General features: G+C 45.6%; 14 protein-coding genes. 10 read left to right on the top strand and 4 right to left on the bottom strand.

The genetic code is table 11. The features are described 5' to 3' along the window. Positions 1–22: 22 nt before the first annotated feature. The 4 genes from nth to fdxA are packed head-to-tail and all read right to left on the bottom strand — an operon-like array spanning position 23 to position 2,384. Entirely contained in the window at positions 23–700 is a 678-nt protein-coding gene (gene nth / locus ACYQ4O_RS04425; protein WP_308514264.1) for an endonuclease III, read from the bottom strand. After that, on the bottom strand, positions 697–1,263 hold the full coding sequence (locus ACYQ4O_RS04420; protein ID WP_308514263.1) for an RnfABCDGE type electron transport complex subunit B: 567 nt from the start codon (positions 1,261–1,263) through the stop codon (positions 697–699). Before ACYQ4O_RS04420 ends, nth begins: the two co-directional genes overlap by 4 nt. A gap of 12 nt (positions 1,264–1,275) precedes the next feature. Then, complete coding sequence (locus ACYQ4O_RS04415; protein WP_308514262.1) at positions 1,276–2,055, bottom strand: ferredoxin--NADP reductase; 780 nt, start codon at positions 2,053–2,055, stop codon at positions 1,276–1,278. Further along, positions 2,052–2,384: a ferredoxin FdxA gene (gene fdxA / locus ACYQ4O_RS04410; protein ID WP_308514261.1), complete on the bottom strand. Its 333-nt coding sequence runs from the start codon at positions 2,382–2,384 to the stop codon at positions 2,052–2,054. The genes ACYQ4O_RS04415 and fdxA overlap by 4 nt, the downstream gene beginning before the upstream one ends. Positions 2,385–2,640: 256 nt before the next feature. On the opposite strand from fdxA, the gene pncB reads away from it, so the two are divergent. The 10 genes from pncB to alr all read left to right on the top strand — a co-directional run bounded on the left by pncB (position 2,641) and on the right by alr (position 14,199). Then, positions 2,641–3,837 carry a nicotinate phosphoribosyltransferase gene (gene pncB / locus ACYQ4O_RS04405; protein WP_308514260.1) on the top strand — a complete coding sequence of 399 codons (1,197 nt, stop codon included), beginning with the start codon at positions 2,641–2,643 and terminating at the stop codon, positions 3,835–3,837. Positions 3,838–3,859: 22 nt separating this feature from the next. Continuing rightward, the gene (locus ACYQ4O_RS04400) at positions 3,860–5,278 is read left to right on the top strand and encodes a sodium:proton antiporter (protein ID WP_308514259.1); all 1,419 of its coding nucleotides are present in this window, start codon (positions 3,860–3,862) and stop codon (positions 5,276–5,278) included. 417 nt (positions 5,279–5,695) lie between these two features. Next, the gene (locus ACYQ4O_RS04395) at positions 5,696–7,291 is read left to right on the top strand and encodes an FAD-dependent oxidoreductase (protein ID WP_444498616.1); all 1,596 of its coding nucleotides are present in this window, start codon (positions 5,696–5,698) and stop codon (positions 7,289–7,291) included. A 64-nt stretch (positions 7,292–7,355) separates the two neighbouring features. Further along, a complete protein-coding gene (locus ACYQ4O_RS04390) occupies positions 7,356–7,688 on the top strand; it encodes a cytochrome c3 family protein (RefSeq protein WP_277036380.1) in 333 nt (110 codons plus the stop codon). Between the two features lie 282 nt (positions 7,689–7,970). Continuing rightward, positions 7,971–8,636: a DJ-1 family glyoxalase III gene (locus ACYQ4O_RS04385; protein ID WP_460174865.1), complete on the top strand. Its 666-nt coding sequence runs from the start codon at positions 7,971–7,973 to the stop codon at positions 8,634–8,636. 271 nt (positions 8,637–8,907) lie between these two features. Continuing rightward, a complete protein-coding gene (locus ACYQ4O_RS04380; RefSeq protein ID WP_308514352.1) occupies positions 8,908–10,548 on the top strand; it encodes a CTP synthase in 1,641 nt (546 codons plus the stop codon). A gap of 6 nt (positions 10,549–10,554) precedes the next feature. Further along, positions 10,555–11,412, top strand: a complete 858-nt coding sequence (gene kdsA / locus ACYQ4O_RS04375) for a 3-deoxy-8-phosphooctulonate synthase (protein ID WP_460174864.1) — start codon at positions 10,555–10,557, stop codon at positions 11,410–11,412. 17 nt (positions 11,413–11,429) lie between these two features. Further along, positions 11,430–12,716, top strand: a complete 1,287-nt coding sequence (gene eno / locus ACYQ4O_RS04370) for a phosphopyruvate hydratase (protein ID WP_308514354.1) — start codon at positions 11,430–11,432, stop codon at positions 12,714–12,716. Then, positions 12,716–13,039 carry a septum formation initiator family protein gene (locus ACYQ4O_RS04365; RefSeq protein WP_066591709.1) on the top strand — a complete coding sequence of 108 codons (324 nt, stop codon included), beginning with the start codon at positions 12,716–12,718 and terminating at the stop codon, positions 13,037–13,039. The genes eno and ACYQ4O_RS04365 overlap by 1 nt, the downstream gene beginning before the upstream one ends. 74 nt (positions 13,040–13,113) lie before the next feature. Next, the gene (alr, locus tag ACYQ4O_RS04360) at positions 13,114–14,199 is read left to right on the top strand and encodes an alanine racemase (RefSeq protein ID WP_460174863.1); all 1,086 of its coding nucleotides are present in this window, start codon (positions 13,114–13,116) and stop codon (positions 14,197–14,199) included. The last annotated feature ends 2 nt before the right edge of the window (positions 14,200–14,201 follow it).

Raw genomic sequence — 14,201 nt, 5'->3', positions numbered from 1 at the left:
GACCTCTTTTCTGCCTTGAAGCTCAAGTACCGGGCTTCATTTGTTTGACTTTTTTCTTCTCTGGTTTTTCAAGAAGCTTTTCTTTAAATTCGCAGAGGTCTTTAATCGGACAGCGCCAGCATTCGGGAGCTCTGGCTTTGCAGATGTAGCGGCCGAGAAGAATAAACCAGTGATGAGCATTGACGCGGTACTCTAAAGGCGTGTACCGTTCCATTTTGATTTGAACTTGCTCAGGTGTTTTTCCGGTTGCGTATTTTGTGCGGTTGGCAACGCGGAAAACATGCGTATCCACAGCGATTTTCGGCTCACCGAAAGCGACATTCATCACCACGCTGGCGGTTTTTTTGCCAACACCCGGAAGCTCAACAAGCTTGTCAAATTCTTGAGGAACTTGACTGTGGTACTTATCAACTAAGGTTTGGCATAGTTCCATCACATTTTTGGTCTTAGTTCTGAAAAGTCCAATCTTCTTGATGTGGTCAAGAAAGGTTTCCGGGCCCATCTCCAACAGCTTTTCCGGAGTGTTGGCGATAGGAAAAATATGCCGAGTCGCTTCATTGACACTCTTGTCGGTGGCCTGAGCAGAAAGAACAACAGCAATTAACAACTCAAAAGGAGTGGAATATTCCAATTCGCTTTTCGGGTCAGGATTGTCTGCTTGAAGCACCTTTAAAATCTCAATTCTTTTTGCCTGATTCATTGTTTCTTCTTTAAAAGCTTTGCGAGGAGATCTTTCTTAGCCGCTGCTGATCCTTTGGCATTGAGCTTGGCCTCTTTTTCTTCTTCTATCTGCTTTCTGCGCAGATTCCTAGCATTAAACCTTTGTCTGGAACGGTTTTTATCTTCCTCAGTCCATTCTCTATTCGCTGGTTCCATATCAATGCAGTCCATCGGACAGGCTATCTGACAAAGACAACATCCCGTGCAAAAAACAGGATCTACTTGATGCATATGTTTTGGAGAACCAATGATGGCATCGGTGGGGCAGGCCGTAACACAGAGTTTGCATCCGATGCAAAGCTTTGGATTAATTACGGCAGTTTCAAAGGGAACATGCTCTCCGCAAGATTGATCCAACGGCAGGATTTCCACCTCTAATAAAGAAGCAAGCTTACGGATGCCGTCGTCTCCTCCGGGAGGACAGCGGTTTATTTTTTCTCCGCTCACGATGGCTTTGGCATATTCCAGACAGCCTTTATGGCCGCATTGTTCGCACTGCGTCTGCGGAAGAATGCTGTCAATCTTTAGAACTAATTGATCCATAAAGAAAGATGGTTACCAGAGGTTTTCAGCGAGAAGATTTCCGGGCTGTCCCCTGCGCGGAGACACAAATCCTTTGGTTTTAAGGACATTTCGAGCGGATTTCAGCATTTCCGGATTGCCGCATAAAAGAACACGGGATTCAACCGGATCTAACTTGCGTTCTGCCGTTGCTTCTAAATCACCGCTTTCAATTAAAGCAGGAATTCTTTGAGATAAGAACTGTGTAGCTTCACGGGTAATCACAGGAACATAGCAGAAAGAGTGACTTGGATTGGCACCGAATCTAGAATCGTCCGTAAATTTCTGAATGAGGTTGGTGTATGCCAAGTCTTCGGAGTATCTGACCGAGTGAACCAAAACGATGTTCGGCCATTGCTTCCAAACAGATCCGTCTTGAAGAATGGACATGAAGGGCGCCAAGCCGGTACCGGAGGAGATGCACCATAAAGTATTTCCTCCCGGAATTCTTTCCGGAAGCATAGAACCCCAAAGTTCCGGCTCTAAGTAACAGGATTGTCCCGGTTCTAAAGTCGTCAGTGCACTGGAAACCCTTCCTCCTTGAACCTCAACAATAAAGAATTCTAGGAAGGGATCTTCCGGAAGAGACGCCATAGAATAGGGACGACCTTCGTAAGCAGTACCCTCAGCAAAATCTTTTTCGATTCCTAAACGAACAAATTGTCCGGGCTTAAAAGTAAAAGAATCCGGCTTCTCAAATCTCAGAGAAACTAATCCTTCTCTCCAGACTTGCTTCTGGAGGAGCTTAATGGGTACTGCTTTCTGAGGAATCATTCGAGTTCCTTTTTAAGATATTGACGTTTAACCAACACGTCGCGCCATTCTTCTGCTTCGTCAGTATGAGGCTTCATGCGGGTGATGGAAGGCCAAACTCTTGCTAATTCTGCATTCAAGGCGATGAATTCTTGTTGATCTTCAGGAACGTCTTCTTCAGCCATAATGGCGTTAGTCGGACATTCCGGAATGCAAACTGCACAGTCAATGCATTCATCAGGATCGATGACTAAGAAATTCGGACCTTCTCTGAAGCAGTCGACAGGACAGACGTCAACGCAGTCGGTGTATTTGCAGAGAATGCAAGGTTCGGTGACAACGTGTGCCATTTAATTATTTCTCCAACTTGTAGGTTTTTAAGATTAAGCTCCCTATTTTAAAACTTTGACGAGATGTCTTTTTTGTCTGGTTGCAAAAAAGTAGGTTCAAAGGAGGTATTTTTATCGAACCGGCGCTTTTTTCGGTAAATGTCTGTAATTCACATTATGAGAAAATCTTTCTCCTGAAAGAAAGTAATCTCTCATTCCTCCGTTAGTATATTGAAAACATTAGAATGACCGCACAACAATTCAGGCAGATTACTACATGATCATAAATTCTCTTCTAGATACCGACTTGTACAAATTTACGATGATGCAGTGTGTGCTTCATCAATTTCCCGGTGCACAAGTTGAATATAAATTTAAGTGCAGAAATGAAGGGACGGATCTTCAAGCTGTTTTGCCGGAAATCAGAGAAGAAATCGAAAACTTATGTACTCTTCAATTCAAACCCGAAGAACTTGAATATCTTTCTAAGCTGCGCTTTATTAAAAGCGATTTCGTAGATTTCTTAGAACTTTTCCGCCTCAATAAAGCCCGTATTGAAGCTTACCCGGCAGACGGAAGTAAGACTGACATTGAAATTCGCATTAAAGGTCCTTGGCTTCACACAATTATGTTTGAGATTCCTGTGTTGGCCATCGTGGGAGAATGCTATTACCAGAAGTTCTATCCGGTTCCGGATTTAGAGGAAGGGAGAAGGCGTTTAGCAGAAAAAATTCAACTGATTAAGGATCTGCCTAATGGTTCTCCGGGTCTGACAATCTCAGAGTATGGGACAAGAAGAAGATTTTCGAAGGCGTGGCAGCTCGAAGTGATTCGAACTTTGAGAGAACAACTTGGTAACAAATTTGTAGGAACTAGTAACGTATACTTCGCGATGACCGAAGGATTAACCCCTTTGGGAACAATGGCGCACGAATATCTTCAGGCGTGTCAGGCTCTCGGGCCGCGTTTGAGAGATTCACAGACGTATGCCTTTGAAATGTGGGCTAAAGAGTACAGAGGAGACCTGGGGATTGCTCTGTCAGATGTTTTCGGAATGAAGGCCTTTTTGTCTGATTTCGATATGTATTTCTGCAAATTGTTTGACGGGGCCAGACACGATTCCGGAGATCCTTATATTTGGGGCGAGAAAATCATCGAGCACTACAGGCGCAATCGTTGTGATCCGCGCACGAAGAGCTTGATTTTCTCCGATATGCTGGATATTCCCAAGGTCATAAGTCTCTACAACCGGTTCCATAACAAGATCAATTTAGGTTTTGGTATTGGGACCAACCTGGTTAACGATCTGGGTTACCCTGCATTACAGAACGTCATTAAATTAGTCCGCTGCAACGGACAACCGGTTGCAAAATTATCCGATTCTCCAAGCAAGAGCATGTGTGAGGACGAATCATATTTGAAGTACTTAAGAGAGGTCTTCGAGCTTGATGAATGTCAAGAGGCGAAGGCTTAATTTTAATTTTTAGGAAGCATTAATGAAATCTTCGACATCTACGGTTTTGGCATCCGCGTTGATGCTGGGACTTTTGCCGCTTAATGCCCACGCTTCTCTCCCGGGAGCATCTCTTTCTTTATGGTGGGCAGTGCCGTTTGCCGGCATTTTGTTGAGCATCGCTCTGGGACCATTGCTTTTTGCGCACTTTTGGCACAAGAACTACGGAAAAGTTGCTCTTATGTGGGCAATTCTTTGTGCTGTGCCTCTTTATATTTTCTTCGACAGCACAACCAGTACTCAAGCTCTCGCACATGCTCTCATCGGCGACTATGTGCCGTTTATTATTTTCGTAGGCTCTTTGTATGTGGTAGCCGGCGGTATTCACTTAAGAGGCTCTTTCTTGGGGCGCCCGGTTTTGAATACAGGATTCCTTTTGGTTGGTGCAGTCCTTGCTAACTTTATGGGAACGACAGGCGCTGCGATGCTTCTTATTAGACCTTTGATTGAGGCTAACAAAAAGCGTCACTATCAGATGCATACCTATATTTTCTTCATCTTTATTGTTGCCAACATCGCGGGTTCTCTTACTCCCTTAGGCGATCCTCCGCTGTTTTTGGGCTTCCTTCGCGGCGTAACTTTCTTCTGGACTGCTGAGCATCTTTTGCTTGTCACCGGACTTGCGGTTGGTCTTCTTTTGTGCGTTTACTTTCTTGTTGATACCATCCTCTTCAATAAAGAAGTTAAAGCCAATCCTTCTCTTCTAGAAACGAAAGAGAAGATTCCGTTCGGCATTGAAGGCTCGGTTAACTTTATCCTTCTCGCCTGTATCGTCGGTGCTGTTCTTATGTCCGGCTTCTGGAAGACAGGGGTTGAGTACCATGTGCTTGGCGTTCATTTGGCTCTTGAATCCATAATCCGTGACGGAATTTTCTTAACTGCCGGCATCCTTTCTCTTTTAGTGACTAGAAAAGAATACCGCGAAGCCAATCAGTTCAGTTGGGAACCGATTCTCGAGGTCGGCAAGCTGTTCTTCGGCATCTTCGTGACGATCGTTCCTGTCTTGGAAATGCTTCGTGCAGGTCACGAAGGCGCATTCGCACCGTTAGTTTCTTTGGTAACGGGTGCGGATGGTCAGCCGGTTAACGCAGCATTTTTCTGGCTCACAGGTATGCTTTCCAGCTTCTTGGATAACGCTCCGACTTATCTTGCCTTCTTTAATTTGGCCGGCGGCGATCCTCAGCTCTTGATGACAAAAGAAGCTCATACTTTGATGGCTATCTCTATGGGTGCCGTATTTATGGGCGCGATGACCTACATTGGAAATGCTCCGAACTTCATGGTTGTTTCCATTGTCCAGAACCGAGGAATCAAGATGCCGACATTCTTCGGCTATATGATTTGGTCCTACGGCATACTGATTCCAATTTTCTTGATGCTTACCTGGTTATTCCTTATGTAAATCCTAGCATTAAGATCCACTAGCCAATGCTAGTCAAGAATTTGAGCCTCCTAGATGAAAAATTTAGGAGGCTTAAATTATTCGTACAGAGTTATTGCTTTTTATTTGGTTTGTTCGCAGGAGGAATTCAAAACTTTCATATATGCAACCAATTGAATTCTATTCAGAAGTTGTTCAAAGAATAACGCTAACTTATTATTTTTATTGGAAAGAAAGTGCATTGATTGAATAGATCTTGGTTTACTTTTGTGTCTATATACCTTAATGCGGTAATTAGGCAGAACCTGTGGTTTCTACCTAAACATAAAAAAAATCTGAAGAAAGTTTGATCAAGGTCAAACTACCTAGGTAATGACTTTGGAAAAATGAGCACATCCGAAAGGAACAACGATTAACCAACCACCAAGGAAAAACAAAATGTCAAAGCTGATTTCCAAGAGAAGTTTTCTTAAAGGTTTCGCCGCTGCAGCCGCCGGTGCCGCTGCTGCTCCTTTAGTTCATGCAAAACCAGGTGACCCTCTTCCTCAGAAATGGGACCGCGAAGCTGACGTCGTTATTTTAGGTTACGGCGGTGCAGGTGCTTCTGCTGCCATCACAGCCAAAGACGCAGGCGCTGATGTCGTTATCTTCGAAAAATGTCCTCAGGGCGGCGGCAACACAGCCGTTTCCTCCGGCGGCATGATGATCCCTAACAACAGAGAACGTGCCATCGAATACTTAAGAAAGACATACGATTTTGCCAACAGCGAAAAAGATGACGAACTCTTGACAGCTTTCGTTGACGAAGCCATGAAGTCCAAAGACTTCCTCCTTTCCTTGGCTCCGGATCAGAAGGTTTACATCTACGGTCACGCCGGTTTCCAGAGCATCCCTGAATCCGATGCTATCGACAAATGGCGTTTCCGCACTCCGAAAGGACAGAAGACACGCGGCGGCGATATGCTCTTCAATAACTACCGCTACGCTGTTGAAACCGTCAGAAAGATCCCTGTTGTTTACAACGCACGCGGTCTTGAATTGATCACCAGAAACGACGAAGTTCTCGGTGCTTGGATTGAAATCGACGGTAAGAAAGAAGCTGTTAAGGCTAAGAAGGCAGTTGTTCTTGCTACAGGCGGCTACGAATTCGATGACAAGATGCTCTCCAACCACACAATGGGTCAGAAGTTCCATCGCTTAGGCCACCCGGGCAACACCGGTGACGGCGTCCGCATGGCTCAGGCAGCCGGTGCAGACCTCTGGCACATGAATGCTCTTTCCTGCCCATTGGGACTCGTTGTTCCGGGCTTGAAGACAGCTCTGCAGATCAACATGCTTGCTCCATCTCACATCTATGTTGACCAAGACGGCAAACGCTTCGTTAACGAAAAGATGGACAACCACACCTGCATCTACGGTGTTAACCTTCTTGACGCTGTTAAGCATCGTTATCCGAGAATTCCTTGCTTCGTTATCTTCGATGAAGAAGCCCGCAAACGCGGCCCGATTATCGGCGGTGCAACTTCCGGCTACGCTTTGAACCGTGAAGACTACAAGTGGAGTAAGGACAACAGTGCTGAAATCGAAAAAGGTGTTATCGTCAGCGCTCCGACAATCGAAGAATTGGCTAAGAAGATCAACGTTCCTGCTGAAAACCTTGTTGAAACCGTCAAGAGATGGAATGAACAGATTACAGCCGGTGCCGATAAAGACTTCGGACGTCCTCTTGAAAAGAAAGGCAAAGTTGCTTTCGAAGGCCGTGAAGCTCCGATCATTTCTCGTCCAATCGGTGAAGGTCCATACTACGCAGCTGAACTCTACCCAGCTATCCTGAACACTCAGGGCGGCCCGAAGAGAAACAAACTCGGTCAAGTTCTTGATCCGTTCGGCAACCCGATTCCACGTTTGTACAGCGCCGGTGAATTAGGTTCTATGTGGGGCCACATCTACCAGGGTGCTACCAATAACTCCGAAGCATGCGTATTCGGAAGAATCGCAGGACGCACAGCAGCCGGCGAACAAAACTGGCAATAAGCTTCTCAATAAATTCTTTTAACTAACAAGTGCCGCGCAAGCGGCACTCCTCCCGAGATTTATCATGTTAAAGACCGTTGTTTCCATCTTAGTTTTAGCTTTATCGGCTACGACTTCTTTTGCAGCTGATAAGATGCTCGCCGATCGCCACATGGAAAGAGGCGGAAAGTGCGAAGCATGCCATACCACAATGCCTCCGAAAGCGGTAGCCACACAGCAGTGCTTGGTTTGCCACGGAAGCTATGAAAAAGTCGCAGCGCGTACCGACAAGAATGACATCAATCCGCACGACTCACACATTGAAAATCCGGATTGCACAAGCTGTCACCGCGGTCACAAGAAACCAGTTCTCTTGTGCGACGAATGCCACGAATTCAGAGAACTTAAGGTTCCTTAATTCAAAGCAGAGCAATTAAGTCTCATCTATGCTCCTTAAAAGACGAGACGGATTGAAACTCTAAGTATTTGATCGGTTCTAATTTTCTCCTCGCAAGAATCTGACTGAAAGAAGTATTCATTTTTTCTCCTGCAGAAGAGGAAGCGGCGAAAGGGGTGGTTGTTTTTGTTGCTTCCTCTTCATTTCATTATTTAATAACTTTTCAGCAAGCTGCTCTTGGCGTTCATTGTGAAAGCCTCAGAACCTTCATCGCTCGAAAGTTGAAACTCTCTAGGTATCAATATGAAAAAACTAGCTATTGTCCTTTGCATGGCAGCTGCAGGTTTATCCGGTATGGCCATGGCAGCAGATAAACCTTCCGTTTTGGTCGTTTTAGCCCCCGGCTTTGAAGAAGGAGAAACCGTGGAAATCCTCGATGTAGTTCGTCGTGGTGGTTTCCCGACTGACAGCGTCAGTATCGCCGGCGAAATGGTTCCTGGCGCTCATAACATCACCATCAAAGCTGATAAAGTTTTAGGCAACGATCTCACACCGTTTAAGAATTACGACATGATCGTTCTTCCAGGCGGATGGACAGGTGTTGATAATATGCTTGCTGACGAAAGACTTCTTGATTTAGTTCGCCACTATGACCAGTCCGGCAAGTTTGTCGCTGCAATGTGCGCCGCTCCTAATGTCTTGGCAAAGGCAGGCGTTCTCAAAGGAAAGACAATGACTGCCTATCCGGGCAAACGCACTGAACCTAACTATAAAGATGCCAAATATGTGACAGACGTTGTGGTTATTGACGGAAAATTAGTTACCAGTCGCGGTCCCGGAACGGCTCTTCCATTTGCTTTTGCATTGGTAGATGTTTTAGGAGGAGACAGTGCTTTTATTAAAGGTCGTTTCCTTTATGACGAAATGAAAGCTTGGCCCGACTGGCAAAATCCTGCGAAAAACAAATAATTCGTCTCTCAGGTTAGCAGTTCGAATGTGAAAACTGCACTGAAAAGTCTCCTTGGATAATGTCCCGGGAGGCTCTTTTTGTTATTAGGACTCAGAATTTTGAATATCAATTTCTTCTTCCTATGCTAAATAACATTGTGGGCACGGATGTTGTAATTTATTTTTGAAAAAAGGCTCTCATGGTTTGAAAACGTCCGGCCCCTCGTTATAATGAACGGAATTATTTGCACGCCAAAAGCGCGTCTCTTTTTTTTTTCTTTCGGGATTAAGGATGACGAAATTCGTATTTGTGACTGGTGGTGTTGTTTCTTCTCTTGGTAAAGGAATCGCAGCCGCCTCCCTAGCAGCAATACTTGAATCCCGCGGCCTCTCAGTAACAATCATCAAAATGGACCCCTACATCAACGTGGATCCGGGTACAATGAGCCCTTTCCAGCACGGGGAAGTGTTTGTTACGGAAGACGGCGCGGAAACTGATTTGGACTTAGGCCACTATGAGCGTTTTATCACTCCAAAAATGCATAAGGCCAACAACTTCACAACAGGTCAGATCTACCAGAACGTGTTGAGGAAGGAAAGACGCGGTGAATACCTCGGCAAGACTGTCCAGGTCATCCCACATATCACCAATGAAATTCAGAACTTTATCATTCGCGGTGCTCACGCAGCCGGAGATCCTGATATCGCAATCGTTGAAATCGGCGGTACCGTCGGTGATATCGAATCTTTGCCATTCTTGGAAGCCGTTCGTCAGATGTCCTTGAGACTGGGATCAAATAACTCCTGCTTCATTCATTTGACATTGGTTCCTTATATTCCAAGTGCCGGCGAGTTAAAGACAAAGCCAACTCAGCACTCCGTAGGAGAGTTAAGAAAAATCGGTATTCTTCCAAACGTTCTTCTCTGCCGTGCAGACCGTAAGATTCCGGAAGACGAAAAATCTAAGATCTCCTTGTTCGCCAACGTTCCAATCAACGCTGTCATCTCCGTTTGGGATGTAGACACCATCTACAAAGTTCCAATGATGCTTCATGAGCAGGGATTAGATGCAATTGTCTGCAAGACATTGGATATCAACCCGAAACCGGCTGATTTGTCCGCATGGGAAGAAGTGGTAGAGAAACTTGAAAATCCAAAAGACGTAGTCAAAGTTGCCATGATCGGTAAATATGATTTGGCCGACTCTTACAAGTCTTTGAATGAAGCTTTGATCCACGCAGGCATCCATACCGGCCACAAAGTCAAGACTACATTTATCGAAGCCGAAGAACTCGAAAAGAATGGTACTGACTGCCTCAAAGAAATGGATGCCATCTTGGTTCCGGGCGGTTTTGGCAAACGCGGCACGGAAGGCAAGATTTTGGCCATTCAGTATGCCCGTGAAAACAATGTTCCATACCTTGGAATTTGCTTAGGTATGCAGCTTTCCGTAATCGAATTTGCACGTCATGTATGCGGGCTCGGCGGAGCTAACTCAACTGAGTTCCAACCTGATACACCGCATCCTGTCGTGGCTCTCATTACCGAATGGCAAGACAGAACCGGCAAGAAGGAAGTTCGGACTGAAGACAGCGATCTCGGCGGAACTATGAGATTGGGTAAACAGGAAGTACCCGTTAAACCCGGTACAAAGGCTCACGACATTTATGGCGATGTTGTTGCCGAACGCCATCGTCACCGTTATGAAGTCAACAATTCTTACTGCGATCAGTTCGAAAAGAACGGTCTGGTTATCGCTGCACGTACGCAGGGCGAAAACCTCCCTGAAATCGTTGAACTCCCGCAGAATGACTTCTTTGTCGGCGTCCAGTTCCATCCGGAATTTACTTCCTCTCCGCGTTTCGGCCATAAGCTATTCAATGCTTTCATCCGCAGCGCTGCTAAATATAGAGACGAACACCACAAGGAATAATTTTTAATGAAACTTTGTAATTTCGAAGTCGGTTTGGATAAGCCGTTTTTTCTCCTCTCCGGTCCGTGTGTGATCGAAAGCGAACAAATGGCTTTGGATATTGCCGGCAAAATGAAAGAAATCACCGATAGACTGGGCATTCCTTATATTTTTAAAGCAAGTTACGACAAAGCAAACCGCTCTTCGGATGCAAGTTTCCGTGGGTTAGGAATGGAGAAGGGACTCCAGATTCTCGAAAAAGTAAGAGAACAAATTGGAGTTCCCGTGGTAACTGACGTTCATACTGCTGAAGAAGTTCCTGCGGTTGCCGCGGTTGTAGACGTACTTCAGACCCCCGCGTTCTTATGCCGTCAGACAGACTTTATTACGGCTTGTGCGGTTAGCGGAAAGCCGGTAAATATTAAGAAGGGCCAGTTCTTGGCACCTCACGATATGAAGCAGGTTGTGATGAAAGCCAGACACGCTGCGCAAAAGGCAGGTCTCTCTGAGGATCGTTTCATGGTCTGCGAAAGAGGTGCCTCTTTCGGCTATAACAACTTAGTCTCCGATATGAGAAGTTTGGCCATTATGAGAGAGTGCGACGCACCTGTGGTTTTTGACGCCACTCACTCCGTCCAACTTCCCGGTGGTCAAGGAACAAGCTCCGGAGGACAGAGAGAATTTGTGCCTGTCTTAGCACGCGCGGCGGTGGCTGCCGGTGTCTCGGGTCTCTTTATGGAAACCCATCCTAACCCTGCCTGTGCTAAGAGCGACGGTCCTAATGCCGTGCCGCTGAATAGAATGGAAGAGCTGTTAGAAACTCTTGTGGCTCTAGATAAAGTAGTAAAGAACAATCCGGTATTTTTAGAAAATAACTTTCGTTAAATTTTATTGAGGACAATATGAGTGCAATTGTTGAAGTACTTGGCCGTGAGGTTTTAGATTCCCGCGGAAATCCTACAGTCGAAGCTGAAGTTGTATTGGAAAGTGGCGCTTTCGGCCGTGCATCTGTCCCCAGCGGTGCCTCTACAGGCAGCCGTGAAGCTATCGAACTCCGTGACGGAGACAAGTCCCGTTACCTGGGCAAAGGTGTTCTCAATGCCGTAGCCAATGTAAACGGTGAAATCAGAGACGAATTGATCGGCGAAGAAGGTACCGATCAAGCCTTGATCGACCAGATCATGATTGAACTTGACGGCACAGACAACAAGTCCAGACTCGGAGCTAATGCTATTTTGGCTGTTTCTATGGCAGTCGCAAAGGCTGCAGCTGAAGAAGCAGGGCTTCCTCTTTATCGTTATTTTGGCGGTACATATGCTACAACCTTGCCGGTTCCGATGATGAACGTCATCAACGGCGGCGCTCATGCCAACAATAACCTTGACATTCAGGAATTCATGATTATTCCTGCAGGCGCACCTTCTTTCAAAGAAGCCCTTCGCTACGGTGCTGAAATCTTCCATACATTGAAAAAGATTATCAATGGCAAAGGCATGACAACTGCTGTTGGTGACGAAGGCGGTTTTGCTCCTACATTGCATAGCCATGAAGAAGCCATCGAATTGATCGTTGAGGCCATTGAACAAGCCGGCTACGTTCCCGGTAAGGATGTATTCATCGGTTTGGACTGTGCTTCCAGCGAATTCTATGAAGACGGCGTTTACAACCTCAAAGGTCAAGGTCAGACACTTACTGATGACGAATGGATTGCTAAGCTTCAGGAATGGTGTGATAAGTATCCGATCATCTCCATCGAAGACGGTATGGCCGAAGGCGATTGGGAAGGCTGGGCTAAGCTTACCAAGGCTTTAGGCGATAAGGTTCAATTGGTTGGTGACGACCTCTTTGTGACTAATACAAAGATTTTGAAAGAAGGCATCAAGAAGGGTACAGCCAATTCCATTTTGATTAAGATTAATCAAATCGGCACATTGACTGAAACTTTCGCAGCAATTGAAATGGCCAAGAGGGCTCGTTATACCGCCGTTGTTTCTCATCGCTCCGGTGAAACTGAAGATTCAACGATCGCTGATATCGCTGTCGGCACCAATGCGGGACAAATCAAGACAGGTTCTATGTCTCGCAGCGATAGAATGGCAAAGTACAACCAGCTCTTGAGAATTGAGGATGAATTAGGCGATCTCGCCGTTTATCCGGGGCTGGATGCCTTCTATAACATCAAACGCTAATGGCTGCATACAGTAAAACAACCAGCAATACGGCACCAAGGTTAATAGCCTTGGTGCTATTGGTCCTTTTAGTCCTCATTCAGTATCCTTTGTGGTGGGGCAAGGGAAGTGAAAGAGGACTTCAAGAACTTAACATTCAGCTTGTGAAACAGAAACAAGCTAACGAGAACGTTCTCGCTCAAATCAATCAAATACAAGCCGAAGCTGCGAGTCTTCGTGAGGGTAAAGATGCCTTGGAAGCCCGCGCTCGTCTTCACATGAACATGATTCGTGAAAACGAAGTCTTGTTCCGGCTTTCGGAATATCCCGAGGATAAGAAATAATCGCGGATTTGCGCGATTTTTTCGTTTCAACTAATTAAAATTACCTGAGCCTTATTTTTACAGGAAGTGCTTCCATGTCTCGTCCAATTGAAGCTTTAATTGACAAACACGCTCTTCAACACAATATTGCACTGCTCAGAGAAAAAGCAGGGAAACGATTTATGTGGTCTGTCGTCAAGGCAGATGCGTACGGTCATGGACTTCATGGTCTTTTAGATACTTTCGAACTGACAGACGGTTTGGCATTGTTGGACGTTGACGAAGCCGTTGCAGTACGCAATCTCGGATGGAAAAAGCCTGTTCTTTTAATTGAAGGCTTCTTTACCTATGACGATTTGCCAAAGGTAGATAGATATGGGATTGAAACTCTGGTTCACTCAGATTGGCAGATTGAAGATCTCAAAAAATTCAGCTTTGAAAATAAAGTCAGAGTTCATATCAAATTAAATTCCGGAATGAACAGGCTTGGATTCCTTCCTGCACGAGCCAAAGCTGTCAAAGAAGAGCTTGAAAAGATTCCTATGGTCGAGGTAGTGGATTTTGTCACACACTTTGCCAACTCAGAACTGACTTATCCGGCTGACGGCAAACTTCCTGTCTCCGGCCAGCTTAATAATTTAGTCTCTTTGGAAGGCTTGGCCTGCGATAAATGCTTTTCTAATTCGGGAGCTATTTTGTGGCATCCGGAAGCGGCAGACGGCGCTGTCAGGGCCGGGATCGCTTTATACGGCGTAAGTCCGGACGGCAATAAGACCTCCGGGGAACTGGGACTGGTACCTGTAATGACTTTGAGAGCAGGCATCTTAGGGACTCAGAACCTTCAACCGGGAGATGCCGTAGGATACGGTTCTAAATTCGTAGCTAAGCATCCAATGAGAATTGCTGTGCTGGCATGCGGTTACGCTGACGGGTATCCCAGACAGAAATTGGAAGATAGATTTGTGCTGATTCACGGAAAGAAAGCTCCTTTGGTTGGGAGTGTATCCATGGATATGATTACGGTTGATATCACAGATATTCCTGAGGCAAAACCGGGCGACTGGGCTGAATTATGGGGAAAAAATCTTCCGGTCAATGAGGTCGCAGCATTGCATGGTACTATCGGATATGAGCTTTTAGCTAACTTAAATATCCGGGTAAAAAGAGAATTTATAAGTTAAAA

The organism is Turicimonas sp. TL08, from assembly GCF_054660695.1.
The sequence above is the reverse complement of the archived record's forward strand: the minus strand, read 5'-3'. Positions and strand labels throughout refer to the sequence as shown.